Annotated in this window: 23 protein-coding genes and 1 riboswitch; of the genes, 10 read left to right on the top strand and 13 right to left on the bottom strand. The window is 63.9% G+C overall.

Going from position 1 to position 26241, the window contains the following annotated elements; translation table 11 throughout:
* Positions 1 to 98: 98 nt before the first annotated feature.
* The 4 genes from CDV44_RS03280 to CDV44_RS03265 all read right to left on the bottom strand — a co-directional run bounded on the left by CDV44_RS03280 (position 99) and on the right by CDV44_RS03265 (position 4545).
* The gene (locus CDV44_RS03280; protein ID WP_170935838.1) at positions 99 to 1214 is read right to left on the bottom strand and encodes an autotransporter outer membrane beta-barrel domain-containing protein; all 1116 of its coding nucleotides are present in this window, start codon (positions 1212 to 1214) and stop codon (positions 99 to 101) included.
* 291 nt (positions 1215 to 1505) lie between these two features.
* On the bottom strand, positions 1506 to 1988 hold the full coding sequence (gene nrdR / locus CDV44_RS03275) for a transcriptional regulator NrdR (protein ID WP_058377782.1): 483 nt from the start codon (positions 1986 to 1988) through the stop codon (positions 1506 to 1508).
* An 18-nt stretch (positions 1989 to 2006) separates the two neighbouring features.
* On the bottom strand, positions 2007 to 3254 hold the full coding sequence (glyA, locus tag CDV44_RS03270; RefSeq protein WP_087686653.1) for a serine hydroxymethyltransferase: 1248 nt from the start codon (positions 3252 to 3254) through the stop codon (positions 2007 to 2009).
* 98 nt (positions 3255 to 3352) lie between these two features.
* A riboswitch (ZMP/ZTP riboswitch) is annotated at positions 3353 to 3460 on the bottom strand.
* A gap of 89 nt (positions 3461 to 3549) precedes the next feature.
* Positions 3550 to 4545 (bottom strand): NAD(P)-dependent alcohol dehydrogenase, encoded by a 996-nt coding sequence (locus tag CDV44_RS03265; protein WP_087687190.1) that lies wholly within the window; start codon positions 4543 to 4545, stop codon positions 3550 to 3552.
* Between the two features lie 142 nt (positions 4546 to 4687).
* On the opposite strand from CDV44_RS03265, the gene CDV44_RS03260 reads away from it, so the two are divergent.
* The gene (locus CDV44_RS03260) at positions 4688 to 5734 is read left to right on the top strand and encodes a LysR family transcriptional regulator (RefSeq protein WP_087686652.1); all 1047 of its coding nucleotides are present in this window, start codon (positions 4688 to 4690) and stop codon (positions 5732 to 5734) included.
* Here the strand turns inward: CDV44_RS03260 and CDV44_RS03255 are convergent.
* Positions 5721 to 7145 carry a hypothetical protein gene (locus CDV44_RS03255; RefSeq protein WP_087686651.1) on the bottom strand — a complete coding sequence of 475 codons (1425 nt, stop codon included), beginning with the start codon at positions 7143 to 7145 and terminating at the stop codon, positions 5721 to 5723. The two genes, CDV44_RS03260 and CDV44_RS03255, sit on opposite strands and share 14 nt — an antisense overlap.
* 223 nt (positions 7146 to 7368) lie before the next feature.
* On the opposite strand from CDV44_RS03255, the gene CDV44_RS03250 reads away from it, so the two are divergent.
* Complete coding sequence (locus tag CDV44_RS03250; RefSeq protein ID WP_087686650.1) at positions 7369 to 7926, top strand: DUF523 domain-containing protein; 558 nt, start codon at positions 7369 to 7371, stop codon at positions 7924 to 7926.
* Positions 7927 to 8012: 86 nt separating this feature from the next.
* Here CDV44_RS03250 and CDV44_RS03245 read toward each other — a convergent pair whose 3' ends face one another.
* Entirely contained in the window at positions 8013 to 8594 is a 582-nt protein-coding gene (locus CDV44_RS03245) for a DJ-1/PfpI family protein (RefSeq protein ID WP_058377777.1), read from the bottom strand.
* A gap of 165 nt (positions 8595 to 8759) precedes the next feature.
* Between CDV44_RS03245 and CDV44_RS03240 the strand changes: the two genes are divergently transcribed.
* On the top strand, positions 8760 to 9410 hold the full coding sequence (locus CDV44_RS03240; protein WP_087686649.1) for a TetR/AcrR family transcriptional regulator: 651 nt from the start codon (positions 8760 to 8762) through the stop codon (positions 9408 to 9410).
* Between the two features lie 149 nt (positions 9411 to 9559).
* On the opposite strand, the gene boxA is transcribed toward CDV44_RS03240, so the two are convergent.
* The 4 genes from boxA to CDV44_RS03220 form a co-directional block, all read right to left on the bottom strand.
* Positions 9560 to 10825: a benzoyl-CoA 2,3-epoxidase subunit BoxA gene (gene boxA, locus CDV44_RS03235; RefSeq protein WP_087686648.1), complete on the bottom strand. Its 1266-nt coding sequence runs from the start codon at positions 10823 to 10825 to the stop codon at positions 9560 to 9562.
* A gap of 59 nt (positions 10826 to 10884) precedes the next feature.
* On the bottom strand, positions 10885 to 12312 hold the full coding sequence (gene boxB, locus CDV44_RS03230) for a benzoyl-CoA 2,3-epoxidase subunit BoxB (protein WP_058377774.1): 1428 nt from the start codon (positions 12310 to 12312) through the stop codon (positions 10885 to 10887).
* Positions 12313 to 12401: 89 nt separating this feature from the next.
* Positions 12402 to 14057, bottom strand: a complete 1656-nt coding sequence (gene boxC / locus CDV44_RS03225; protein ID WP_087686647.1) for a 2,3-epoxybenzoyl-CoA dihydrolase — start codon at positions 14055 to 14057, stop codon at positions 12402 to 12404.
* Positions 14058 to 14169: 112 nt separating this feature from the next.
* Positions 14170 to 15084 (bottom strand): helix-turn-helix transcriptional regulator, encoded by a 915-nt coding sequence (locus tag CDV44_RS03220; RefSeq protein WP_087686646.1) that lies wholly within the window; start codon positions 15082 to 15084, stop codon positions 14170 to 14172.
* Positions 15085 to 15334: 250 nt separating this feature from the next.
* Here CDV44_RS03220 and CDV44_RS03215 point away from each other — a divergent pair, with 250 nt between their 5' ends.
* From CDV44_RS03215 to CDV44_RS03200, 4 genes are all read left to right on the top strand, one after another.
* The gene (locus tag CDV44_RS03215) at positions 15335 to 15805 is read left to right on the top strand and encodes a DUF4863 family protein (RefSeq protein ID WP_087686645.1); all 471 of its coding nucleotides are present in this window, start codon (positions 15335 to 15337) and stop codon (positions 15803 to 15805) included.
* Positions 15806 to 15878: 73 nt separating this feature from the next.
* Positions 15879 to 17456 carry a 3,4-dehydroadipyl-CoA semialdehyde dehydrogenase gene (locus CDV44_RS03210; protein WP_087686644.1) on the top strand — a complete coding sequence of 526 codons (1578 nt, stop codon included), beginning with the start codon at positions 15879 to 15881 and terminating at the stop codon, positions 17454 to 17456.
* A 187-nt stretch (positions 17457 to 17643) separates the two neighbouring features.
* The gene (locus CDV44_RS03205) at positions 17644 to 19218 is read left to right on the top strand and encodes a benzoate-CoA ligase family protein (RefSeq protein ID WP_087686643.1); all 1575 of its coding nucleotides are present in this window, start codon (positions 17644 to 17646) and stop codon (positions 19216 to 19218) included.
* A gap of 14 nt (positions 19219 to 19232) precedes the next feature.
* Positions 19233 to 20072 carry an alpha/beta fold hydrolase gene (locus CDV44_RS03200; RefSeq protein WP_087686642.1) on the top strand — a complete coding sequence of 280 codons (840 nt, stop codon included), beginning with the start codon at positions 19233 to 19235 and terminating at the stop codon, positions 20070 to 20072.
* Positions 20073 to 20155: 83 nt separating this feature from the next.
* On the opposite strand, the gene CDV44_RS03195 is transcribed toward CDV44_RS03200, so the two are convergent.
* A complete protein-coding gene (locus CDV44_RS03195; protein ID WP_087686641.1) occupies positions 20156 to 20869 on the bottom strand; it encodes a TetR/AcrR family transcriptional regulator in 714 nt (237 codons plus the stop codon).
* Between the two features lie 144 nt (positions 20870 to 21013).
* On the opposite strand from CDV44_RS03195, the gene CDV44_RS03190 reads away from it, so the two are divergent.
* Positions 21014 to 22264 (top strand): FAD-dependent monooxygenase, encoded by a 1251-nt coding sequence (locus CDV44_RS03190; protein WP_141118660.1) that lies wholly within the window; start codon positions 21014 to 21016, stop codon positions 22262 to 22264.
* On the opposite strand, the gene selD is transcribed toward CDV44_RS03190, so the two are convergent.
* On the bottom strand, positions 22148 to 23260 hold the full coding sequence (selD, locus tag CDV44_RS03185; RefSeq protein ID WP_249277389.1) for a selenide, water dikinase SelD: 1113 nt from the start codon (positions 23258 to 23260) through the stop codon (positions 22148 to 22150). The genes CDV44_RS03190 and selD overlap by 117 nt on opposite strands.
* Positions 23261 to 23493: 233 nt before the next feature.
* Here selD and CDV44_RS03180 point away from each other — a divergent pair, with 233 nt between their 5' ends.
* Both CDV44_RS03180 and CDV44_RS03175 read left to right on the top strand, forming a co-directional pair.
* The gene (locus CDV44_RS03180) at positions 23494 to 24657 is read left to right on the top strand and encodes a transglutaminase-like domain-containing protein (protein WP_087686640.1); all 1164 of its coding nucleotides are present in this window, start codon (positions 23494 to 23496) and stop codon (positions 24655 to 24657) included.
* Between the two features lie 55 nt (positions 24658 to 24712).
* Complete coding sequence (locus CDV44_RS03175; protein ID WP_087686639.1) at positions 24713 to 25315, top strand: TlpA disulfide reductase family protein; 603 nt, start codon at positions 24713 to 24715, stop codon at positions 25313 to 25315.
* A gap of 186 nt (positions 25316 to 25501) precedes the next feature.
* Here the strand turns inward: CDV44_RS03175 and CDV44_RS03170 are convergent, their stop codons facing one another.
* Complete coding sequence (locus CDV44_RS03170; protein WP_087686638.1) at positions 25502 to 26146, bottom strand: EcsC family protein; 645 nt, start codon at positions 26144 to 26146, stop codon at positions 25502 to 25504.
* Positions 26147 to 26241 lie beyond the last annotated feature (95 nt).

The raw sequence follows: 26241 nt of genomic DNA, 5'->3' as shown, positions 1-26241 counted from the left end.
CGAAAAACCCGCCGGGCCCTCTGGGCTGCGGCGGGTTTTGCTTTGTGCACGCGCTGATCGTGACTTTCTGCCGTCAAGTATCGGGGTGACGCCTCGACTTAGAAGCGATACCGCGCCGAGACACCGCCCCCCACAGTGGTTTCACCGCGGCGGGCGCTCATGCTGCCCCCGACATGCACGTCGAACTGCTTCTGGAATTGAACGTCAACGCCAAGATCGGCCGTAACGATGTGGGCGCCGAGCTTCGCGCTCTGAACCGTGAACGAACGCGTGGCGCCGTAGAAGGCGTTGGTCAGGCTGCTGCGCTTGTCGCCAAACTCGTACTCGTAGGCCACGCGTAGCGAGGGAATCGCCTTGCCGCCCCCCACGTTGACCAGTTCGCGCCACAGGCGCACGCCGACGATGCCACGCGTTGACGTGCGTGACTGCGAGCCGATCTTCAGGGCATTCTCAGCGGAGATGTCGCCGCCGGTCTCGTCGAAGGCGTTCACGCGCGTGGACAGGAAGCGCATACCCAGCGTCGAATCCACGTTGATGCCGGCAAGGGCATTGCGCCGCCCCACTTCGCCGAACGCGCCGAAGGTGTTGCCTCGCGTGTTGCTTTTGATGCGCGGCGAAACGTCGCTCGTGTCGATGCTGCGATCGCTCTTCAGGCTGTGATTGGTGTACGACACGCCGCCGTTGACGAGCCACTGCTGGTCACTCAGATGCGACGCGTACACACCCAGACTGACGCTGTTGACCCGGGCTTCGCCCAGTTGATCCTCGATCTGCGAGTTGTGATTGCCCACGCCCAATGACGCGCCAACGATCGTGTTCGCACTGATTCGCGAGTCCACACCGATCGCACCGTTCACGCCACGCACGTCGAACAACCCCGTTTCGCCGTTTTGATGTGAGCGCTCGCCGGTGAACGACGCCCAGCCGACGATGTTTCTGCCGTCGGGCGCAAGGCCCTTGCCGGGGGCGTCATCGAACATCGCCCCGCCGCTCATCATCCGTGTTTGCATGGCCCGTTGAAATGCGCTGGCCGCCCCTTGCGCCATGGCGGCGTTGTTCAACTGCGCCGCACCTGAGAGCACGATGAGCGTGCGGCGCATTTCAGCCACTTCTTCAGCATTCGCCGGCGACACCCCCATCGAGAAAAGCGCAACCGCCGCTGAGAATATTCCGCCGATACGAAGCGTGAACGACTGATAACCCACTGCTTTCATTTGATAACCCCTCATTTAATTCGCGAGAAATGATGAATCGCTTCATCACGCTCCAGACGACGGCATATCGCCATCCGGCAAGGCTCGCGAATTCTATGAGGCAGCTTATGGAAAGCCGGTCACCCATACGTTCTTTTAATACATCACTCAATCTTCATTTGGACGTTTTCCCAACATTGCAGATTATCGACATTAAATTCACGGAATGAATAGCCAATAAAAAACCCGCCGCACCCTTTCGGGAACGACGGGTTTTCCGTCCTGCATGCGCAGCGTTTGCGGCGCTCGTGTTCAGGCCACCGGCTTGCGCTTGGGCTTGACGTCGGTGCTGTCGATCTCTTCGAGCACATCGCGGAACTCCGCGATGTCTTCGAAGCTGCGATACACCGACGCGAACCGGATGTACGCGATCTTGTCCAGACGCTTGAGCTCGCGCATCACCAGTTCGCCAATGCGCTGGCTCACCACTTCGCGCTCCGCGCCGGCCAGCAGCTTGTACTCGATGCGCGCAATCGCGGCATCCATCGCTTCGGCACTCACGGGGCGCTTGCGAATCGCCAACTGCATGCTGGCGCGCACCTTCGCACGGTCGTACTCCGCACGGCTGCCGTCTTTCTTGACGACGGCCGGCATCGTCAGCTCGACGCGCTCATAAGTGGTGAATCGCTTGTCGCACGACGGACAGCGCCGGCGCCGCCGAATGGCAGCGCCGTCTTCCGCTTCACGCGAGTCGATGACTTGCGTGTCGTCATGCCGGCAGAACGGGCAACGCATGCGTGCGGGGCCGTCCGCTTAGCCGTAGACCGGGAAACGCTTGGTCAACTCGGCCACTTGTGCACGCACCTTGGCCAGGTTTTCCTCGTTTTCCGGGTTTTCGAGCACGTCGGCGATCAGGTTGCCGACCAGCTTGGCTTCGTCTTCCTTGAAGCCGCGCGTGGTCATTGCCGGCGAACCCAGACGCACACCGCTCGTGACGAACGGCTTTTCCGGATCGTTCGGGATCGCGTTCTTGTTCACGGTGATGTGCGCAGCACCCAGGGCGGCTTCCGCTGCCTTGCCGGTGATGTTCTTGGCGCGCAGATCGACCAGCATCACGTGCGATTCGGTCTTGCCCGACACGATACGCAGACCGCGCGCTACCAGCGTCTCGGCCAGCACGCGTGCGTTCTTCACGACTTGCTCTTGATAAGCCTTGAATTCCGGCGTGGCGGCTTCCTTGAACGCGACGGCCTTACCGGCGATCACGTGCATGAGCGGGCCACCCTGAATGCCCGGGAAGATGGCCGAATTGATCGGCTTCTCGAACTCGGCCTTCATCAGGATCACGCCGCCGCGCGGGCCGCGCAGGCTCTTGTGCGTCGTGGTGGTCACGAAGTCGGCGTGCGGCACCGGGTTCGGGTACACACCGGCGGCGATCAGACCGGCGTAGTGCGCCATGTCGACCATGAAGTACGCGCCGACCGACTTGGCGATCTGCGACATACGCTCGAAGTCGATCTTCAGCGCGAAGGCCGAGGCACCGGCCACGATCAGCTTCGGCTTGTGTTGCTGCGCGAGCTTCTCGGCAGCGTCGTAATCGATGTCTTCGTTCTCGTTCAGGCCGTAGCTCACCACGTTGAACCACTTGCCCGACATGTTCACCGGCGAACCGTGCGTCAGGTGACCGCCGTGGGCGAGGCTCATGCCCATGATCGTGTCGCCCGGCTTGAGCATGGCGAAATACACGCCCTGATTGGCTTGCGAGCCCGAGTTCGGCTGCACGTTCGCGGCTTCTGCCCCGAACAGCGCCTTCACACGGTCGATCGCCAGTTGCTCGACGACGTCGACATATTCGCAACCGCCGTAGTAGCGCTTGCCCGGATAGCCTTCGGCGTACTTGTTGGTCAGCTGCGAGCCCTGCGCTTCCATCACGGCCGGGCTGGTGTAGTTTTCCGACGCGATCAGCTCAATGTGGTCTTCCTGACGCTGATCTTCCTTCTGAATCGCGGCCCAGACTTCGGGATCGACGGCGGCAACAGTGGATTTCGATTTATCGAACATGGCGTTTGCGTTGAATTGAACAGGTTTTCCGGGAGGGGATGGCGCAGCGCATCTTCCTTTGTGCTTTGGAAGACGATAGACAGGGCAGCACCAACCATCACGGCTGCCCAGGCGAACGGCAAATAAGACCCCTGCGCTTCCCGGTGGGTTGCTCCACCTCGGGCACACAAGGCTGTGCACCCTAATCGCCAGTCACGCGGGGTTTGTGGCGTCGATAGTGTATGCGAGCTTTGGGCGTTAGGCAACCGCCCATGCCGCCCGCCGCGCGCGCCCCTCTTACGCCCCTCTACGCCCGTTACACGCGCACAACAACCTTGCCGAACGCCCCCCGGCGCAGGTGCGCCAAGGCCTGGCCGAAGTCTGCGAAATCGTAGACGGCGTCGACCACCGGCACGATTTCATGGCGGTCCACGGCGGCGGCCAGCGCTTCCAGTGCCCGGCGATGGCCGACGCCGATGCCCTGAATCTGTGCCCGCTTGCCCAGCACGCCGTAAACCGGCGCGCGCAGGGTCTCGCCGTCGAGCATGCCGATCACGGACACCTTGCCGTTAGGCGCCAGCGCCCGCATCGTCCCGGCCATATCGCCCCCGGCCAGTTCCAGCACCTGTTCAACACCGCGTCCGCCGGTCAACGCGAGCACCTCGTCGGCCCAGCCCTCCGTGCGCTGCACGCCATGCGTCACACCGAGCGCCGCCGCGCGCGCCAGCTTGTCCGGGCTGCCGCTGGTCACGATGGCCTTCGCCCCATGCGCGAGCGCCAATTGCGCGCCGAACAAGGCGACCCCGCCGGTGCCGGTCGACAGCACCGTCTGGCCCGGCTGCAACTTGCGGCCCGCTTCGAACAGCGCAAACCACGCCGTCAACCCGGCGCACGTCAGCGTAGACGCCGCCACGTCGTCGAGCGTGGCGGGCGCTGCCAGCAGTGTGTCTTCGGCAAAGACGGCATATTCACGCAGCACGCCCTGCAAGGTGCCGCCGAAGACCTTGAGCCCGTCCGGCGCGGCTTCGCCGTCGATCCAGCGGTCCCAGAACGTATTGATCACCCGGTCGCCCGCCGCCACGCGCGTCACGCCCTCGCCGACAGCGACCACCTCGCCCGCCATGTCCGAGCCCGGCACGAACGGGAATGTCACCGGCAAGCCCATACCGGTGTCGATCATCAGTGCATCGCGGAAGTTGAGCGACACCGCCTTCACCTTCACCAGCACTTCGCCCGGGCCGGGCTGGGGAATGTCGACCGTGGCCAGTTCCAGTGCGTTTTCGCCCAGCGTCGCCATTTGCCACTGTTTCATCGTCTTCATCGCTTGATCCTTATCTTGGGGAACCCCGCCGCACGGAAAGCGCGTCGGGTAGACAAGAATCAGCTTATTGGAGAATACTTCGAAGCAGTGACGGCAATTTATCCACTTATTGGCGATATCTTGGAATCAATTGATGGTAATCACTGACGGCTATACGCCCGACCGGCTCTCAGGCATCTCCGCTTTTGTGGCGGCGGTAGACGCGGGCAGCTTTGCCGGTGCCGCCGAGCGGCTGCACCTCACGCGCTCGGCCGTGGCCAAACGCATCGCCCGGCTCGAAGCGCGGCTGGGGGTACGGCTCTTTCACCGCACGACAAGAAGCCAGCATCTGACCGACGAAGGCGAGACGTTCTATCAGCGCTGTATCAAGGTGTTGTCCGAGTTATCGGAGGCGGAAGACGAACTGAGCGCCGGCACGCAATCGCCGATGGGTAAGCTCCGGGTCACGATGCCGGTACAGATCGGGCGGCAGTGCATTGCCCCGGTGCTGCTGGCCATGGCGAAGGCGCATCCGCAATTGCGTCTGGAAATGGCGTTCAGCGACCGGCGCGTGGATCTGATCGAAGAAGGTTACGACTTGGCCGTGCGCAGCGGGCGGCTCGACGATACGCCCGGTCTCAAAGCGCGCTCGCTCGGCGAGCAGACGATGATCCTGTGCGCGTCGCCCGGCTATCTGGCCGAATTTGGCACCCCGCGCACCTTCGCCGATCTGGCCGATCATGAACGCCTGATGTACGGCCGGGGTGGCAATCTCTACGAATGGCCGGCGTTTGTGCCCTGCGCGACGCCGGGCGCCTCACGCCCTGATGGCCTAATCGATACCGATGCGGGTGCGGATGCGGGTGCGGGTGCGGATGTTGATACGGGTGCCATTACCCGGTCGCCCGCCAACCGCACGTCCGCCGGTTTTCGCCGGGGGCGCACGGCGCGTTTCGTACTCGACGACCTCGTGGCGCTGGTGACAGCAGCGGAGCAAGGGCTCGGCGTCGTCTGCATTCCGCACTGGGTGGCCGCCCTGCCGCTGAGCCACGGGACTCTGGTTCGACTGATGCCCGACACCCGCTCGGCCGGCACCCCGCTTCATCTCGTCTGGCCCGATACCCGGCACCCGTCGCCGAAACTGCGCGCCGCCATCGACGCGCTGGTGTCGGCGCTCATCCCCGAGTTCAAAGGTGCATGAATGGCGATTGCTGGGCGATGATGGCAGCGGCCCGTGTCGGATGCGTGCGCGCCCATGCCTGCCCCGCCCACTCGCCGCCGAGCAGCCGCATGAGACTGTCGCGCCGGGACAGCAGGCGATGCACTTGCGCCGGCGCATCGCATCGACCGTGGAGCGGGCCGCCCATCTCCGCGCAGGCGAGTTGGCTGGCAGTATTCGCCCACGGCAAAAGCGTGTCCTGATGAATCCTGCCGAGCCGATACGCCATTTCGGCAGCAACGGCACGCGCACTGGTCGGGTCCTTCAGCGCATCGATGACAACGTCCTCCTTGGCGTCGGGCGTGAACCCCTTCAATCGGCGCACGAACGGCGCGTACTGCTCTCCATAGGGAAATTGCGTGAGATCGGTGAGCGCATCGGGCGGCAATTCGGCCGAGAAACATGCGGCATCACGCCGGAACGCCGACGTCAGCGGCGGCAGCGCAGGCAAGCCAGTCCGTTGCGTCACGGCCACTTCGTAACCGGTATCTTTGCAGGTGCCCTGAAACCCCATTTCCAGACACGCACCGAAGTCCACCGTCATCATGCGCGGCAAGTCTTCCTTGTCACGCCACACGCCCACGTTTTCCATGAACACGTTGCACAAGTCCCAGTTGCCTAGCCAGAGCGCGGCGATGTAGTGCCGCTCCAGTTCGCATTGGTAGACGTCGGGCAACATCTCGCAGAGCAGGCCGAGCATGGCGTTGCGGCTTGTGACCTCCCCCGCGTAGATCCTCGCGCATTGCGGCGAGAGCGCCCAGAACGCCGCGCCCTCCTGCTTGCACAACTTCTCCATGACTCTGCCCGCCATGTGGGCGCCGATGCGCGCGCCGTCGCAGATCGTCGTGCACTCGCTGTCGTGCGCCTGACTCACGACCGCCCGGCGCGCTTCTTCGCCGATCAGCCAAAGGCCGAAGTCTTCGTACGACGGCAGATAGACGCTCGCGAGATGCAGCCTGCCAGACTCGCGCGTGCCGTCGAAAGCCTCGTCGCACCCACGCACGAGAAACGTTGTCGGGGTCGGCAACCCCATTGCGCCGAAAAGACGCGACGCGAGCCATGCCTGCGTGGTGTGCCACGCATCGGCGCAACGCTTGACCACGTATTGCGTAGCATTTGCGTGAGACGCCAGCGTCATGCGCACTGCGGCGCCTGTCGCGCCCATCGGCAGTGCATCGCGTACGCGTTCCGCCGACGAGAAATCGTATGGCCCGATCGCCGGCAAGGCTGCCGCACTCCCGTCGTGGCCAACGACGGCGCCGTGCATGCCGTGCGGCCCCATCTCCGGCAGCGCAGGGCAATCGGCAAACGGGTGCTGTAACGCTTCCGGCACAGGCGAAAGGCGCGCGCCATCGGGGACACCATAGGGTCGGGCAAGGTCAACGCGGTGCATGGCGATCCTCCATCATCGTGCGATCGTTTGATCGTTTGAAGGGACCACCGCCGCGAGGCCGTTCTGCGCGCCAACAGCCGTGGTCAGAATCGGCGGATTCTGCTGCGCCGCGCGACGAAAGGCTTTCGAAAACGCGCCGCATTCGGACAAACCTGACTCACCTGATTGGGCTGACCGATCTGACACATTCACACGCACGCGCCCCCGTGATAGGCTCCGGCGCATGTCTACGCAGCCCACTTCTCCCCTCGCAACATCCGGCGCGCGCACGCCTCGCATTCTTGTCAGCAGTTGCCTGCTCGGTCAGCCGGTTCGCTATCACGGGCGCGCGGCGCCTTGCGAGGCCGAGGCCGCCGCCATCCTCGAACGTTGGCGCAAGGCGGGCATCATCGCCGCCGTCTGTCCGGAGGTTGCTGGCGGTTTGCCTACGCCGCGCCCGCCCGCCGAAATCAGCGCGGCGGCGGGTGGTGAGCGCGTCTGGCAACAGGTGGCGCGCGTGATCGACGACACCGGCGCCGATGTCACGGCCGAATTCATTGACGGCGCCCAACGCGCACTGGCTATCGCCCAGCGTCACGGCATCCGGATTGCGGTGTTGAAGGAAGGCAGCCCGTCGTGCGGCAGCACGTTCGTGTACGACGGGACATTTACCGGTGCAAGGATCGCGGGGCGCGGCGTGGCCGCTGCGTTGTTGCGCGAGCACGGAATCGAAGTCTTCAGCGAGCACATGCTCGCTGCCGCAGACGCCCGTTTGGATGCGTTGAACGGCCAAGGCAACTGAAGTGTCCCGACGTCTGCCATTCCCCTGACGGCAATGAAAAACGGGGGCCGTCACTGGCCCCCGCTGCTTACGGCATCACCGCATTCTCAAAGCTCGATCTTCGTCCCCAGTACGGCGAGGAACTGCGCAATCCATGCGGGATGCGCGGGCCATGCCGGGGCCGTGACAAGTTTGCCGTCGGTGTGCGCCGCGTCGATCTCGATCTCCATGTACTTGCCGCCTGCGAGCCGCACTTCCGGCGCACACGCCGGATACGCCGAACACTCGCGCCCTTCGATCACACCGGCAGCCGCCAGCAATTGCGCGCCATGACAGATCGCTGCGATCGGCTTGTCGTTCTCGGCAAAATGCCGCACGGCGGCGAGCACCTGCTCATTGAGGCGCAGATACTCCGGTGCGCGGCCGCCGGGAATCACCAGCGCATCGAAATCGGCCGGTGACAGGCCATCGAACGTTGCGTTGAGCGTGAAGTCGTGACCGCGCTTCTCGCTGTACGTCTGATCGCCTTCAAAATCGTGAATCGCCGTGCGCACCTTGTCGCCCGCCTTCTTGCCCGGACACACCACTTCCACGCGATGCCCCACGGCCATCAGTGCCTGCACGGGCACCATCAGTTCGTAGTCTTCGACGTAGTCGCCAGCCAGTACCAGAATCCGCTTCTTGCCCATGAGACTCTCCGTTCAGAGAAAAAATGGAAGGAAACAGCACGCCCATGTTACCCAATTCCGGTGACGCCCTCGGGACAGCGTTGGCGGACTTCCCTTAAACTGACGCCGCTGCCTCCGCAGTTGCCCGCGCAGTTCCCCAATTACTGACTCTCGTGAATTGACCCGATGCCTGTGAGACCCCTCAAAGCGAAGCTGCCGGAGACCGCACCCACGCGCCCCCGCACCAAACCGGCGGAGGTTCGTCTTGAAGAACTGATGGGGGCGGCCGAAGCCTTGTTTCTGGCGCAGGGCGTGGAAGCCACGACGATCAATGAAATCGTCGAGAAGGCGCAGGTGGCCAAGGGCACCTTCTATCACTACTTCGCTTCCAAGAACGAGATGCTCGACGCGCTCGGCAAGCGCTATACCGAGCAGTTCATGGCAACGTTGCAGGCCGCCGTCGATGACTGCGCAGCAGACGACTGGGTGCAACGGCTTCGCGTGTGGATTCAGACGAATGTCGAAACCTATGTGAAGTCCTACCGCACGCACGACATCGTTTATACCCATCACCACCACCACGACCGCACCAACCGGGACAAGAACGCCATTCTCGACCAGTTGACGGAAATCATCGTGCGCGGCAAAGCGGCGGGCGCGTGGGCGCCAGAGGAACCCCGCGTTGTGGCGCTGTTGATTTACTCGGGCGTTCACGGCGCGACAGACGACCTCATCGCGGCCAAGCCCAAGCGCGCGCAAGACGGCGCCAAGTTTGCGCAAAGCCTCTCCGAGGCGTGCCTGCGGATGCTGTCCCCCATCGCAAAGCCGATCAAATAACGCCATCGCGGCACATCCACGTCAACGATCGACGGGACAAAAAAAACCGCGTGCCGAAGCACGCGGTGTCAAGCCGGCGCAATGCGCCGTCGGTCAATGGTGAGTGCCTGTGCGGCCACGTTGGCACCGCCGCACAGACGCCTGACGATTCAATACGTTTCGAGATGCAGGCGCCCTTCCGTCTTCATCCGTTGCCACAACGCCTGCCAGTCGAGCCCCGCTTCACCGGCGATCGCTTGCAGCGCCTGCAACACGCCATCTTCCATGCCCTTCAGGCCGCACACATAGATGTAGGTGTGCTCATGGCGCAGCAATGCCGCCACGTCGGCCGCGCGCTCGCGCATGGCGTCCTGCACATAGCGTTTGGCTTGCCCCGGCGTGCGCGAGAAGGCCAGATTGGTGTCGATGAAATCCTTCGGCAGATTCAGCAGCGGGCCGAAGTACGGCAGTTCGCCCTGCGTGCGTGCGCCGAAGAACAGCATGAGCTTGCCCGTCGCCCCTTTCAATCGGCGGCGACGCCGGTACTCGGTCATCGCGCGCATCGGCGCAGCCCCCGTGCCCGTGCAGATCATCAGCAAATGCGAGTCGGCGTGATTGGGCATCAGGAACGTGCTGCCGAACGGGCCCATCACGTTCACCACATCGCCCTTCTTCAGATCGCACAGATAGTTAGAGCAAACGCCACCCACTGCCTGCTCGTGATGATCTTTCGTCACGCGCTTCACGGTCAGCGCCAGATTGTTGTACCCGGCACGCTCGCCGTCGCGCGGCGAGGCGATCGAATACTGCCGTGCGTGATGCGCGCGTCCGTCTGCTGTGGTACCCGGCGGGATGATGCCGATCGACTGGCCTTCTAGCACCGGAAACGGCTGCTTGCCGAAGTCGAGCACGATGTGGTGAATATCGCTTTCCGTGCTCGTGTCGGTGAGCCGGTAGTTGCCCACGACGGTGGCCTGCACCGGCGCCTTGTGGTTGTACAGATTGACATACGGCTTGGCGGCGGACCACGGCGGCACGACCGAACCGCGCACGAGATCGGAGCCGCCAATCACCGGTTCGGCAGACTCGGCATCTCCCGCAGTTGTCCCGGCGGCAGCGCCTTCCGCTGCCTCACCGATCGCGCCCTGACCGGCCAGCGCGTCGTCCTGCACCGGCAGTTCGTCCCACGTGAGCTGCGCGTCGACCGAGTACGACTCGGCCTTGAGCACGTCGCGCCAGTTGTCGATGGCCCCCGTCGGGCACGGCGAAATGCACGCCATGCAACCGTTGCACGTGTCCGCGCGCACGACGTAGTTGTTCTCGTCATGCGTGATCGCGTCGATCGGACACGTCTCCTCGCAGGTATTGCAGCGAATGCAGATCTCCGGATCGATCAGATGCTGCTTCAGGACTTCTCGCGGCGCGGGGCCGTTCATGATGCTGTCTCCTTGTGGGGTTGCGCTGCGGGCTCGACTGACCCGCTTTAGCTTTAGCTTCAGTTGAACCGCACGTATTCGAAGTCGATCGGCTGGCGGTTGATGCCCAGCGGGGGCGGCGCAATCCAGTTCGCGAACTTGCCCGGCTCGATCACACGGCCCATGAGCGATGCGACATAGGCGCGGTCTTCCGCCGTGGCCAGCCATTCGCGTTCGTGTGCGGCCCATTCAGTCTCGCTCACGACGCGGCCATCCGGCGATACACGCACGCCCGCAAAGGTGCCGATCTGGCGATTGAACGCTTTGTGCGGCACGGTGAGCCGGAAGTCGATACCCGCCTTCTCCAGCACCTTGTTCCAGCGGTTCACACCGGCCACCGAGTCCTTGATGTAGTCGTCGCGCAGCACTTCGTTCATCGCGTTGAGCATCGGCACTTCGCGCTCCACGAGCTTGCCGTTGTCGACACCCAGCAGACGATACATCTGACCATTGAGTTGATGGTCGTCGTCGCGCTTGCCTTCTTCATAGCGGCCTTTCAGGCCCGAGCTGTAGAAGATGGCCGCGTTCGACGACTGGTCGGCACCGAACAGATCGATCGTCACCGAATAGTGGAAGTTGATGTAGCGCTGAATCGTCGGCAGATCGATCACGCCTGCCGCACGCAGCTTCGAGACGTCGTCGGTGCCCAGCTCGTTCATCACCTGCGCCGTGCGCGAGATCACGCGCGACACGCCCGACTCGCCCACGAACATGTGGTGCGCCTCTTCGGTCAGCATGAACTTGGTGGTGCGGGCGAGCGGATCGAAACCCGATTCCGCCAGTGCCGAGAGCTGGAACTTGCCGTCGCGATCGGTGAAATACGTGAACATGTAGAACGCCAGCCAGTCCGGCGTCTTCTCGTTGAACGCGCCGAGAATGCGGGGGTTGTCTTCGTCACCCGAGCGGCGGCCGAGCAGCGCTTCGGCTTCTTCGCGGCCATCGCGGCCGAAGTAGCGATGCAGCAGATAGACCATCGCCCACAGGTGGCGCCCCTCTTCCACGTTCACCTGAAACAGGTTGCGCAGGTCGTACATCGACGGTGCGGTCAGGCCCAGATGGCGCTGTTGTTCCACCGACGCCGGTTCCGTATCGCCTTGCGTGACGATGATGCGGCGCAGGTTGGCACGATGCTCGCCCGGCACGTCCTGCCACACGGCTTCGCCCTTGTGTTCGCCGAAATGAATCTTGCGGTCGGTGTCGCCCGGCGTGAGGAAAATGCCCCAGCGATAGTCCGGCATCTTCACGTGATCGAAGTGCGCCCAGCCGCTCGGGTCCACGCTCACGGCCGTGCGCAGATAGACGTCGAAACCGTGCGAGCCTTCCGGGCCCATGTCGCCCCACCAGGACAGGAAGTTCGGCTGCCACTGTTCGAGCGCACGTTGCAGCGTGCGGTCGTCGGACAGGTTGACGTTGTTGGGGATCTTCTCGCTGTAGTTGATCGAAGCCATCGTGGGGTTCCTCGTGTCTCGTGCGTATCTGTGGAAACGTCTCGTCGTGCCGCGCTATGTCGTGTCGCGCGTCTTGTCGCTGGGTGGCGTCAGACGCGGGTCAGGTCGAACTGCGCCTTGTTGCCCTTGCCGTAGACCTTCAGCGCGCCCTTCTCGCCCACGGCGTTCGGACGGGTGAAGATCCAGTTCTGCCAGGCCGACAGACGCCCGAAGATGCGCGTGTTCATCGTCTCTTTGCCGTTGAAGCGCAAGTTGGCTTCCAGCCCCGTGAGCGCATCGGGCGACATCGCCGCGCGCTCTTCGATGGCGATGCGAATCTCGTCCGGCCAATCCAGATCGTCCACCGCTGCGGTGACCAGTCCCAGACGCTCGGCCTCGTCCGGACGCACGCGGCGTCCGATGGTTTCGCGCACGGCGTCGAGTTCCGCCTTGTCTTCGTAGAAGCGGCGGGCCAGACGCGACTGGTCGGTCACCATCGGCAGCAAGCCGAAGTTCACTTCCGAGAGCGTGATCGCCGGTTCGTCTTCTTCGCTGGCAGGCAGCGCGGCCATATAGGTGCGGTCGGCGGCGAACGCGAATTCGGCGAGCGTGCCCGTGAAGCACGAGTCCGGCTCGATGAGCGCGAACAGCGAACGCGACGACACGTCGATGCGGGCCAGCGTGCGGCGCAGCATGCCGATGGTTTCGCGCACGAGCCAGTGGCTTTGATGTGCCATGAGCGACGCGTCGGCCGCCAGCACGTGTTGGGCATCGCCTTCGGTACGCAGCAGCCACGTGCCGATGTCGAGTTCGTTGGTGCGCAGATTGAGAATGGCGTCGTCGAGTTCACGCGCCATCTGCAACGGCCACCAGCGCACACCGGCGGCCTCGATGCCGGCGATGTCCTGCGGCGGTGCCGACTTCGGTGCCTTCACGGTCAGGCTCGCCGTGCGGTTGGTGCGGTCGATTTCCACGTCGACGAATTCGTAGCGGATGGCATCGGCTTCGTCGGTGCGTTCGATACGCGTGAGCGTCACGCCCTTGCCGCCCGGGCGGTCACTTTGTTGCGCCAGTTCCAGCGCGCGTGCCGAGATGGTTTGCGCGAACTGCGCGGGCTTGACCACGTCATCGACCAGACGCCATTGCTTGGCGCGCTCGCCGCGAATGCCTTCCACGATGGTGCAGAAAATGTCGGCGCGGTCGTTGCGCACGTGGCGCTTGTCGGTCAGGCGGGTGAGGCCGCCCGTACCCGGCAGCACGCCGAGCAGCGGTACTTCGGGCAGCGACACCGACGACGAGCGGTCGTCGACCAGATAGATTTCGTCGCAGGCCAGTGCCAGCTCGTAGCCGCCGCCTGCGCAGGCGCCGTTCACGGCGGCGAGGAATTTCAGGCCCGAGTAGCGGCTGGAGTCTTCCAGACCGTTGCGCGTTTCGTTGGTGAATTTGCAGAAGTTGACCTTCCACGCATGCGAGGACACACCCAGCATGAAGATGTTGGCGCCCGAGCAGAACACGCGGTCCTTCGCGCTCGTGACCACCACGGTCTTGACTTCAGGGTGTTCGAAGCGGATGCGCTGAACGGCATCGTGCAGCTCGATATCCACACCCAGATCGTACGAATTGAGCTTGAGCTTGTAGCCCTCGCGAATGCCGCCGTCTTCTGCGATGTCGATCGTCAGCGTGGCGACCTGGCCTTCGAAACTCAGCTTCCAGTGCTTGTACTGCGTAGGGTCCGTACGGTAGTCGACGTGGGGTTTGCCGAACATGATTGCCTCCAACTCGAATAATGATCTTGTTGAATTGCAATATAGTGCAGCACAAACCCATCGTCAACGGTTAACTTGAATAAAAATGAATTATTTTGCAGATAGCCAACATTCAGTCGGACGATAACTGCACTGCCAAGCGTCCTCGCAGTTGCAGATACGCGTCTGCCAGTGCCTTCCCGCCGGTATCAAAGCTCATGTCCGCTTTGGCGTAGAAGTCCTGCCGGCCGGCGAGAATGCGCTTCAGATCGTCCATCGCTTCGGCGTTGCCCGACATCGGCCGCAAGTCACCCTGCGCCACCACCCGTTTCATGTGCTCTTCCGGCGACGCTTGCAGCCAGACCGCGTAGCAATGAGTGAGTAAGAAATTGAAGGTGGCCGCGTCGCTCACGATACCGCCCGGCGACGCGATCACGGCACGCGGATGCTCGGCCACGACGGCTTCCAGCGCCCGCAGCTCATAGCGGCGATAGGCCGTAGCGCCATACAGCGAATAGATTTCCGACGGCGGACAGCCGGCCAGTTGTTCGATCACGCGGTTGAGTTCGACAAACGGCACATGCATGTCGTCGGCCAGCATCCGGCCCAGCGTGGACTTGCCCGCGCCACGCAGCCCGATGAGGGCAATGCGCCCACGCCGGTCCGGGTCGCGCTCGCTGCCTGCGAACAGCTCGCTGAGCGCCTGACGGGCCCGCGTGAGCGCTTCGCCATCGCGACCGTGCAGGATTTCGCGAATCAGCAGCCACTCGGCGGACGACGTGGTCTCATCGCCGACGATTTCCGCCAATGTGCAATTTAGTGCCTGTGCGAGCTGACGCAGAAACAGCACGGACGCGTTGCCCACGCCCGATTCCAGATTGGCGACATGGCGCTCGGACACATCAGCGTCGAGCGCCAGCGCCTTGCGTGTCAGGCCGCGACGGGCGCGCAGCGTGCGCACGCGCTCGCCCAGCGCAACCAGAAACGGGTCTTTCTCTACGGCGGCACGCGCCGTCAACACCCCATCGGCAGGCGCACTCTTATTCATTGGGCGAGATCCTCAGAACAGGTAACATGTAATATATTGCTTGACAGCGAAAATTGCATGCTCTAATTTTCACCATGCGTCGATAAAAAAGCAAACACGGGCCGCAGCCCGGCCTGATCGGCGTCAACCCCGGTGTACGGAAGATCGTAAGAACAAGACAGTGCGAGCCGCCGCCATGCCATCGCCCGATGGCGATCGCCGATGCGAAAAAGCGGTCAGCTTGCCATTGCGTCATCCCCAGGAGACATGGATGGATGTGCCCCAATTTCAGGCGCTGATCGCCGACCTTACGCGACAGCTCGACGGCCGTGCGCTCGACGCCGGCCTCGCCGACTGGCTCAACACCCATTACGGTGCCGATTCGGAAGGCTTCGCGGCCCTCACCGCTGCCTGCCTGACCGGCGTTGCCGAGGGCTGGCTGTGCAATCGCGAAGGCGGCGGCATTCGTTACGGCCGTGTGCTCAAGCCCACCTCCGATACCCATGGTTTTTCCGTCGATGTGGTCGACATGGCCGATCTGGCCGGTCCGCACCATACGCATCCGAATGGCGAAATCGATCTGATCATGCCGCTCACGCCCGGCGCGACCTTCGACGGGCATCCCGCAGGCTGGTGCGTCTACGGACCCGGCACGGCGCATCGCCCGACCGTGGCGCACGGTCGCGCGCTAGTGCTTTATCTCCTGCCCCAAGGGGCCATCGAATTTACCCGCAGCGCCTGACGCCCGATTCTGCGGTGGCCGCGTCGCAACGCGGCCACCCGGTGAATGCGCGCTTGCCCACCGAGTCTTTGCCATGAGTACGCCTGTCTTGCTGGAAAACTACGTCGCTGGCCAATGGGTGGCCGGTCGTGGTGAGGGGACCGCCCTCACCGACCCCGTCACCGGCGAGACCCTCGCCCGCGTGTCGAGCGACGGACTGGATCTCGACGCCGCGTTCACCTTCGCACGCGATACCGCCGGGCCTGCGCTGCGGGCACTGTCGTTCGCCGAGCGGGCGCAACGGCTGTCGCAGATCGCCACCGCCTTGCAGGCGAACCGCGACGACTACTACGCCATTGCTACCGCAAACTCGGGCACCGTCGCCACCGACTCCGCCGTCGATATCGACGGGGCCATCTACACGCTGTCGGCCTACGCCAAGCTCGGCGCTGCACTCGGCGGCGCGCATACGCTGCTCGATGGCGCCGCAACGCCGCTCGCGAAAGATGGCTCGTTTGCCGTGCGCCACGTCTTGCGTCCGACACCGGGCGTGGCGCTCTTCATCAACGCCTTCAACTTCCCGGCGTGGGGGTTGTGGGAGAAAGCCGCCGCAGCGCTGCTCGCCGGCGTGCCGGTGATCGTCAAGCCTGCGACCTCCACCGCGTGGCTTACGCAGCGCATGGTGGCCGATGTCGTTGCCGCCAACGTGCTGCCGGCAGGCAGTCTCTCGGTAATTTGCGGCAGCGCCGCCGGGCTGCTCGATCGCATCGGGCCGTTCGACGTGGTGTCGTTCACCGGGTCGGCGGCCACCGCCGCCACGTTGCGCGCGCACCCGGCGTTCACCGAGCGCTCGGCACGCATCAACGTCGAAGCCGACAGTCTGAACAGCGCCTTGCTGCTGCCCGATGCCGCACCCGGCACCGCTGCCTTCGATCAGTTCGTGCGCGAAGTGGCCCGCGAGATGACCGTCAAGTCGGGACAGAAATGCACCGCCATTCGTCGCGCATTGGTGCCGGTGGAACACTTCGATGCGGCAGCGGCAGCGATTGCCGAGCGGCTGGCGAAGACCGTCGTGGGCAACCCGCGTAACGACACCGTGCGGATGGGCTCGCTCGTGAGCCTGTCGCAAAAGCGCGCCGTGTTGGCAGGCATTGCCGATCTGCAAGCCGAAGCGGAAACGCTCTATGACGGCAATCGCGACGCCACGTTTGTCGATGCCGCCGCGGATAGCGCTTGCGTCGCGCCGGTACTGCTCGGGCTGCGCGATGGCGCGTCGGGTCAGCGCGTGCACGACACGGAAGTCTTCGGGCCGGTGGCCACGCTCGTCGGCTATCGCGATATCGACGAGGCCATTGCGCTGGCCAAACGCGGTCAGGGCTCGCTCGTCGTGTCGCTGTTCAGCAACGACGCACTCGCCATGCACGCGCCCGCCGTTGCGCTGGCCGATGCTCATGGCCGTGTGCACGCGGTCGATCCGTCGGTCGCCAAGACGCAGACCGGTCACGGCAACGTCATGCCGCAGTCGCTGCATGGCGGCCCGGGCCGCGCCGGTGGCGGCGAAGAACTGGGCGGGCTGCGCGCGCTGCGTTTCTATCACGTGCGCTCGGCCGTGCAAGGCCCCGCAGCGTTGGTTGAATCCCTGACGGCGGATGCCGTTGAATTACCGAAGTAGCCGTTGATAGCAATGCCAAGCAGTCCTAAGCCATAACCAGCAGCCGAAAGCAGTCGCAAGCAGTCGCAAGCCGTCGTAGTCAAGGTGTTTCATACAGGTGCCGTCAGAGCGCCGAAGAGAACCAACGCCACGTGCGCGTTGCCCTCGCACGTGTGCAGGGCACGCGCGGCGATCCACCGGAGGCAACATGGAAGCCGTACTCACCCCACCGCCGGCGAACTTCAACTTCGCCGCGCACCTTGAAGCGCTCAATCGCGCTCGCGCCGCCAAGACGGCGTATCTCGACGACACACAATCGCTCACCTATGGCGAGCTTGCCGAGCGCAGCCGGCGCTTTGCGACGGGACTCGCGCGCGCAGGCGTGCATCGGGAAGAGCGCATCCTGCTCGTGATGCTCGACACCATCGACCTGCCCGTCGCCTTTCTCGGCGCGCTGTATGCGGGTGTGGTGCCCGTTGTCGTCAACACGCTGCTCACCGCCGACGATTACGCGTACATGATCGCGCACAGCAAGGCGCAACTCGTGATCGCCTCGGGCGCGTTGACGCCGACCGTGCAGGCCGCACTCGACAAGACCAGCGCACCGCCGCCGTGTGTGGTGTCGCAGCCAATCGCCGTCGCGGAGGCTGCCGACGCCGCACCACACACCCCGACTGTCACGTTCGACTCGCTCATCGACGGGCCGCCCAGTGCCGTGCCCGCCGACACCGCCGGCGACGACATTGCGTTCTGGCTGTATTCCTCAGGTTCCACCGGCAAGCCCAAGGGCACCGTGCACACGCACGCGAACCTGTACTGGACGGTAGAAACCTACGGCCGCAACGTGCTCGGCATTCGCGAAGAGGACGTGGTCTTTTCGGCCGCGAAATTGTTCTTCGCCTACGGGCTGGGCAACGCCCTCACGTTCCCGCTGTCCGTCGGCGCAACGGTGTTGCTGATGGCCGAGCGCCCGACCGCCGAAGCGGTGGCGCAGCGCCTGAAACAGCATCGCCCGACGATCTTCTACGGCGTGCCCACGCTCTACGCGAACCTGCTCGCGTCGCCGCACCTGCCTGCCCGCGAAGACGTCGCGCTGCGCTTGTGCACGTCAGCAGGCGAAGCGTTGCCGCGCGAGATCGGCGAGCGCTTCACTGCGCATTTCGGTGCCGAGATTCTCGATGGCATCGGCTCGACCGAGATGCTGCACATCTTCCTGTCGAATCGTGCGGGGCAAGTGGCTTACGGGACGACCGGCGAAGCGGTGCCCGGCTATTCGGTGGAACTGCGCGACGAGAACGGCCAGCCCGTGCCCGACGGCGAGATCGGCGACCTGTACATCAAGGGGCCGAGTGCCGCGTTGATGTACTGGTGCAATCGCGAGAAATCGCGCGCCACGTTCCTCGGCGACTGGCTCAAGAGCGGCGACAAGTACCAGCGTCTGCCCAATGGGTATTACGTCTATGCCGGGCGCAGTGACGATATGCTCAAGGTCAGCGGCCAGTACGTCTCGCCTATCGAAGTCGAGATGGTGCTGATGCAGCACGACGCGGTACTCGAAGCGGGCGTGGTCGGCCGCGACGACAACGGTCTGACCAAGACGCAGGCCTTTGTCGTACTCAAGCCCGGTGTCGTGGCCGATGACGAGATGGCGACGGCGCTCAAGGCGTTCGTCAAGGCGCGTCTGGCGCCGCATAAATACCCTCGCGAGCTGGTGTTCGTCGACGATCTGCCGAAGACGGCGACGGGCAAGGTACAGCGCTTCAAGCTGCGCGAGTTGCTCTAGGAGAAGACGAGACAATGTCGGACACACAATTCGCCCGGATCGAGACGGCCTCGCACGGGCCGCTCTCGCTGGAATACCGGTGGCTCAATCGTGAGCGCACCGACGCGCCGTTGCTGGTCTTTCTGCACGAAGGGCTGGGATCGGTCGCGATGTGGAAAGACTGGCCGCAGCAGTTGTGCGACGCGGGGGGCTATCGTGGCCTCGTGTTTTCGCGCAACGGCTATGGCCGCTCGACGCCGCGCCCGCATGACGAGAAGTGGCCGGTCGACTTCATGCACAAGCAGGCGCGCGAAGTGTTGCCAGCGTTTCTCGATGCGGTGGGTATCGGCCCTGAGGCCGCCGGGCGCGTGTGGCTCGTGGGCCATAGCGACGGTGGTTCGATTGCGCTGCTGTTCTCGGCCGCGTTCCCCGACCGGCTGGCAGGGGCGGTCGTACTGGCACCGCATCTGTTCGTGGAAGACGTGTCGGTCGAGAGTATTGCCAAGACGAAAACGGTGTTCGAGACGACCGATCTGCGCACGAAGCTCGCGCGCTATCACGACGATGTGGAGAGCGCCTTCTGGGGCTGGAACGACATCTGGTTGAACCCGGCGTTTCGCGAATGGAATCTGGTCGGTGCCGTGGCGAGTATCGAGAAGCCGCTGCTCGCGATTCAGGGCGAGGACGACGAATACGGCACGATGGCGCAGATGGACAGCATTGCCGCCAACGTGTCGCATGCGAAAGTGGTGAAGCTGCCCGACTGCGGACACTCCCCGCATCGCGATGCGCCTGAAGCGCTGGCGCAGGCCATCGTGTCGTTCATCGACGGCGGCGGTGCGGTCGAAGCGTCGGGCGATCAGCGCGCGGCCTGATTCACTGACTCGCTGATTCACTGACTCACCGATTTACGGATTTACGATTCGCAGATTCACCGATTCACCGCGCCGGGGCGGGCTCAACGCTCCGGCGCAATCGCCATATCTTCGATGGCGCGATACACCAGCGCCTTGGCGTCCTCGATGGACGGCGTGCGGCGCACCAGCCCCGCAAAGCGCTGATCGACCAGCAGCGCCGCCAAACCATGCACATACGCCCAGCCCGCCGCCATCGTGACGGCCCGCTCGGCATCCAGTTCTCCCCACCACTCGTTATTGCCCTGCGCATCCACTACCGGTGCGGGATCGAGCACGCCTGAGAGCAAGCGCATGGAGTTGCGGCGAGCGTCTTGCAACGACGTCCGTTCCAGATCGAGCAACTCGTTGCGCGACATCAGGCGGAACATATCCGGATTCGCCACCGCGAAATCGATGTACGCATGCGCGACCGCCTTGCGACGCGCCGGGCCAGGCTTGGCTTCGCTGGCGCGTGCCGACATCGCCGCCGCCAGCCGCCGATGCCCGTCGGCCACGAGTTCACTCAACACCCCCGCCGTATCGCCGAAGTGATGCTGCGGCGCGGTGTGCGACACCCCCGCCTCGCGCGCAATCGAGCGCAACGTCAGCCCGCGCAGGCCATCGCGCTTGAGCACCGTCTCGGCGGCCTGCAAGAGCGCTTCGGGCAATCCGCCGTGATGGTATGGGCGCACTTTCGCGCCACGGCCGGCACGCGGTGCCCGAGCGGTTTCATCGGCGGCCTTGTCGGCAGGCTTGCCGGGGGATTTGTCTGTCATACCTGAGGTCAATGTTTCCAACGGAAAAATATGTTGACGGCAATCGAGAGTCTCGTCAAAATCTTTCCACTGGAAACATTGGCGAATGGATGGCGACCGCCGCCCGTCGATGTCCGGAACGACTTATCCGAACGAGAGGCATTCATGAAGGCAAACGTATTGATCTCCGGCGCTGGCGTGAGCGGTCTGGCGCTGGCTTATTGGCTCGATCGCGCAGGCTTCGCCACCACGCTGGTCGAGCGTGCGCCTGAACTGCGCCGGGGCGGTCAGGCAGTCGACATTCGTGGCGTTGCGCTCGATGTGGTCGAAGCGATGGGATTACTGGGGCAGGCAAAGGCGCTGCGCACGCAACTCAAAGGCATGTCGATGCTGGACGCGCAAGGCAACGAGCTCGACCGCTCCGAAGAGCGGACCTTCAGCGGCGGCCGGATCAATATCGGCGACATCGAGGTCTTCCGTGACGATCTGTGCGAGTTGCTGGCGGGTGCGCTTGGCGAGGACGTCGAGTGGCTTTACGACGACAGCATTCGGGCCATCGACGACCGGGGCGATCAGGTGGTGGTGAGCTTCGAGAACGGCGCGCCGCGCGCCTTCGATCTGGTGATTGGCGCCGACGGCACCTATTCCAACGTGCGCCGCCTGTGCTTCGACGACGAGGCGTCAGTCGTACGGCCGTTGAACATGGTGCTGGCCCTGTTCTCCACGCCCAACCTGATCGATCTGAAGGACTGGCAACTGGGCCATCGCGAGGGCGGCGTGGGGTACATCATCTACCCGAGTCTCGATCAGGATTCGTTACGTGTCGGCGTGGGCTTCGAGGCCCCCGTCCCGGCGTTACCACGTAACGACATGGCCGCGCAGAAGCGTCTCGTCGCGGCACATTGTGAACACTTGGGCGGCGACATCCCCAAGTTGATCTCGGCCATGCAGACCACCGACGAGTTCTATTACAACGAACTGGCGCAGATTCGCATGCCGTCGTGGTCCAAGGGACGTGTGGCGCTCGCAGGGGACGCGGCGCATTGCGCCTCGCCATTCTCTGGACAGGGCACCAGCCTTGCGCTGGTCGGTGCGGCCGTACTGGCGTATTCGCTGGCCCAGCATTGGCCGAATCCGGTGCATGCGTTTGCCGAGTACGAAGGACGCATGCGGCCGTACGTCGATCTCAATCAGGCGCTCGTCGATTTGCGGCGCAACGGGCCCGCCCCCGATGAGCAGATGGACGCCGCCAAGAACGGCATCCACATCAGCGACCTGCTCGGCGAGTTGTTAGCCGGATCAGATCACGCGCACGCCTGGCTTGCCCGGCCGCATGGCACCGACGATACCGGCTTCGGCGAAACCGTCGGCGCGGAACACGGCGAGCACATCGTCGACCGCGCCCGGGGCGCATGACACCAGCAGCCCGCCCGCCGTCTGCGGGTCGCACAGCAGGTCGCGATCCCGGTCGGTGAGGCGCTCGCCCAGTTCCACCGCGCTGCCGTACGACGCCCAGTTGCGGCCCGACGCGCCCGTGATGCAGCCCTTGTCGGCCAGTTCGCGCACGCCGTCGAACAGCGGCACGTCGGACATGCGCAGATACGCCGCGAGGTTGGCGCCACGGCACATTTCCAGCGTGTGCCCCAGCAGACCGAAGCCCGTCACGTCGGTGAGCGCGCGCACGCCCGGCAGTGCGGCCAGCGCGGGGCCGACACGATTCAGACGCGTGGTCGCGTCGATCATGCTGCGATAGCCGTCAGCGTCGAGCAGGCCTTTCTTGAGCGCCGCCGACATCACGCCGACGCCGAGCGGCTTGCCCAGCACCAGCACGTCGCCCGCCTGTGCGTCGGCATTGCGCTTGATGCGTTTCGGATGCACCACGCCCATCGCCGCCAGCCCGTAGATCGGTTCCACCGAGTCGATGCTGTGACCGCCCGCAATCGGGATACCGGCTTCGGCGCACACCGATTCGCCACCGCGCAGAATGTCGCGGATCGTCTCGCGCGGCAGCACATTGATCGGCATGCCGACGATGGCCAGCGCGAAGATCGGCTTGCCGCCCATGGCGTAGATATCAGAGAGCGCGTTGGTCGCGGCGATGCGGCCGAAGTCGAACGGATCGTCGACGATCGGCATGAAGAAATCGGTCGTGGCGATGATCGCCTGTTCGTCGTTCAACTGATAGACCGCTGCGTCGTCCGAGGTCTCGGTGCCCACCAGCAGAGCGGCCGGCATCGGCATGGGCGACTCGTTGCGTGCGAGCAGTTCCGAGAGCACGCCCGGTGCGATCTTGCAGCCGCAGCCGCCGCCGTGCGAGAGCGAAGTCAAGCGCGGAGCGGCAGGCGTGGTCTGCGGAGACGTCTGTGAAGCTGCCGGTGAAGCATCCACCTGAGTGGCATCGTGTGCGGTCATGGTCGTTGGCGTTGAAGTGGGCGGCATTCGTGGCGCTCGTGGCGCGCGGAAGGGATGTGCGGCATGTCTGCCTCAGACTACGTACATACCCTGCGGTGCGATGACGACAGTTTGCCAAAAGTCGACGTATTATGGAGCAGCTTTCGCCCGATGGCCCGTGCTATGGCGTCGCCGGTCGAACGACATCCCAACCACCATGCGCCGTGGGCGCTGATTCTGACGGGGATTCCATCATGCAACGTCGTCGTTTTCTCTCGCTCGCCGCGTCCACCGTACCCGCCGCCATGCTGCCCGCCGCGCTGGTTTCCGGCCGGGCCGATGCCGCCACCTCGCAACCCGCCGCAACGAATGCGCCCAATGCGGCCGACGGTTGGCGCACCTTCGAGCTGACGACGCAAGTCGACCTGCCCGCCTCGGCTGGCCCTGCCAACGTCTGGCTGCCGGTCGCCATTTCACCCTCCGCAACGTACCAGCAAGCGCTCGGCACGCGTTGGGAAGCGCCGGGCGCGCAAGCGGCATTGCGCAAGGTGCGCGGTGCCGCCGGGGTCGATGTGCCGATGCTCGCGGTCGCGTGGCCCGATGCGCCTGCACAGGGTGGCCCGGCGCGTACGGTCACGCTCATCAACACCTTTGCCACGCGCGACCGCCGCGTCGATCTGTCGCAGCCGCCGTCGGCAAATGCCCCGCGCGAGTCGGCCGAAGTGCTGCGCCGCTATCTGCAACCGACCGAGTTGCAGCCGACCGACGGTCTCGTACGCGAAACGGCCCAGCGCATCACGCGCGGGCAAGACGGTGACGTGGCGAAAGCACAGGCCATCTATCAGTGGATCGTCGACAACTGCCGCCGCGAAGGGTCGGTGCGCGGTTGCGGCACCGGCGACGTGCGCTACATCCTCACGACGGGCGACCTTGCGGGCAAGTGTGCCGACATCAACGCGCTCTTCACCGCGCTCGCACGCTCGGTCGGCATTCCCGCACGCGATGCTTACGGTGTTCGCGTGGCGGCGTCGAATCACGGCTTCAACAGTCTCGGCAAAGCGGGCGACGTGACACGTGCCCAGCATTGCCGTGCTGAATTTTATGCGGCTGGGTATGGCTGGGTGCCGGTTGACCCGGCGGACGTGCGCAAGGTCGTGCTCGAAGAAGTACCGGGCGGTCTGCCGGTCGACGATCTGCGCGTGCGTGCTGCGCGGGCGATGTTGTTCGGCCAGTGGGAAATGAACTGGGTCGCGTTCAATCACGGTGCCGACGTGCCGCTGCCGGGCGCGCGTGACAAGCGCGACGGCTCCGTGCCGTTCCTCATGTATCCGAATGGCGAAGTCGCACAGGGCCGGCTCGACAGTCTGGACCCGGACGCTTTCCGCTATCGCATGAGCGCGCGCGAACTCAAGGCCTGATCCGGACTTGCGGGACTTGCGAGACTCGCGTCAGACAACGAAGGAGAGCTTCACCATGCAACGCCGTCATTTTCTTCAGACGCTGGGCGCACTCGGCACAGCCGGGGCGCTGGCCGGTATCGACACCCCCGCGCTCGCCGCAGGGCCGGGCAAACCCGGTGCCGAAGTCGACGACAGCGCGCTCGCGGGCAACTCCGGCGGCACGCTCTCGGCGTGGCGCGGGGCAACCCCGTCGTTCACGCTGGAGGGGCTGGACGGCCAGCAGCATGCGTTATCGGAATGGCGTGGGCGTGTGGTGGTGCTCAACTTCTGGGCCACGTGGTGTGGACCGTGCCGCGAAGAGATTCCGGCGATGGGCGCAGTGGCCCGGCAGTATCGCAATCGCGGGCTGGCCCTCGTGGCCGTGAACGTGAAAGAGTCTCCGCCTACCGTCAAACCATTCCTCTCGAAGTTGCCCATCGACGGCACCGTGCTGCTCGATCGCGACGGCTCGGTATTCAAACGCTTCGGCTCCGTCGGGCTGCCAGCGACTTACCTCGTCGACCGCGCTGGCAATGCGCGCTTCTGGCGCATGGGCGAGCTCGAATGGACCGACGTCGGCCTGCACGGGCATATCGAGGCGTTGCTGCAACAGGGCGGTGGGGGTTCTACGGCTTGAGGATCGAATGCGCCGAGCGTGCAGATTTTTTCCATTTCCACAATTGAAGTCTGCGAGCCGTTCTTTCACCGACAGCCCTTCGTCATGAAAAAAATTAAATACGACGTTTATTTAAATTTCTAGAAAAAGGCGTGCGACGCGGATCGGTTCCGAAAAGCACGCCTTGGTTCTGTCGCCCAATCGACGTCAGGCAGCGACCGTTTTGGCGGATGGGATGAACGTATCGCGAGCGACGTTACCCACGACATTTGTCGTGACAGAGTCAAACGTCGCACCGACAATACCGCCCAAAATTGGCACCGCTTTCCCAAGATTGATGACACCGGTGGTTCCAAACTTGGTAAGTAGGCGGAACCCTACGGCCTGATTGATTTTGGTGATCGTTCCGCGACTTATGCCTTTCAGGGAATTGAGTGCGATTTTTTGCGCGATGACGATTCCCGCATCCTTCAAGATGTCTTTCGCTGCACTTCCCGCCAAGCAAGCGTATGCAAGCGCCTTGACGCGATCGTCTTTGGGATCGTAACCTCCGATACAGGCGATGGCGGCGATCATTCTCAGTTGAACGTAGAGCACACTCGCGACATTCGCGGGAATCGTCACAGGCAATGTCACTATGCCGCCCAAACCTGTCAGAAAGCCGGAAGTTGCGGCCTTCGTATTTTGCCAGCGAATGAGGGAGTTGACAGCGTCAAGTGGCGATTCGTTGTCGCTCAAGTATTGCTTCGCTAACTCCTCGGCAGTCCCGGTCCCGGGAATGCCATTTAATGCTTTGTCGTAGGCCCATTCAAGTGCCTGTTGAACCTTCGACTCGGTCAAATCACTGGCCATCTGATCTCTCTTTTCGTTTGTATTTGTGAAGTACGGTGCGAATCACCTGCCCCGGCCCACCAAAATTGAGCACATTCCAATCGCTCGCGTACATA

The organism is Pandoraea sp. PE-S2R-1, from assembly GCF_002179865.1.
In the GTDB taxonomy this organism is placed as follows: Bacteria; Pseudomonadota; Gammaproteobacteria; order Burkholderiales; family Burkholderiaceae; genus Pandoraea.
This window is presented reverse-complemented; position numbering and strand designations above follow the sequence as displayed.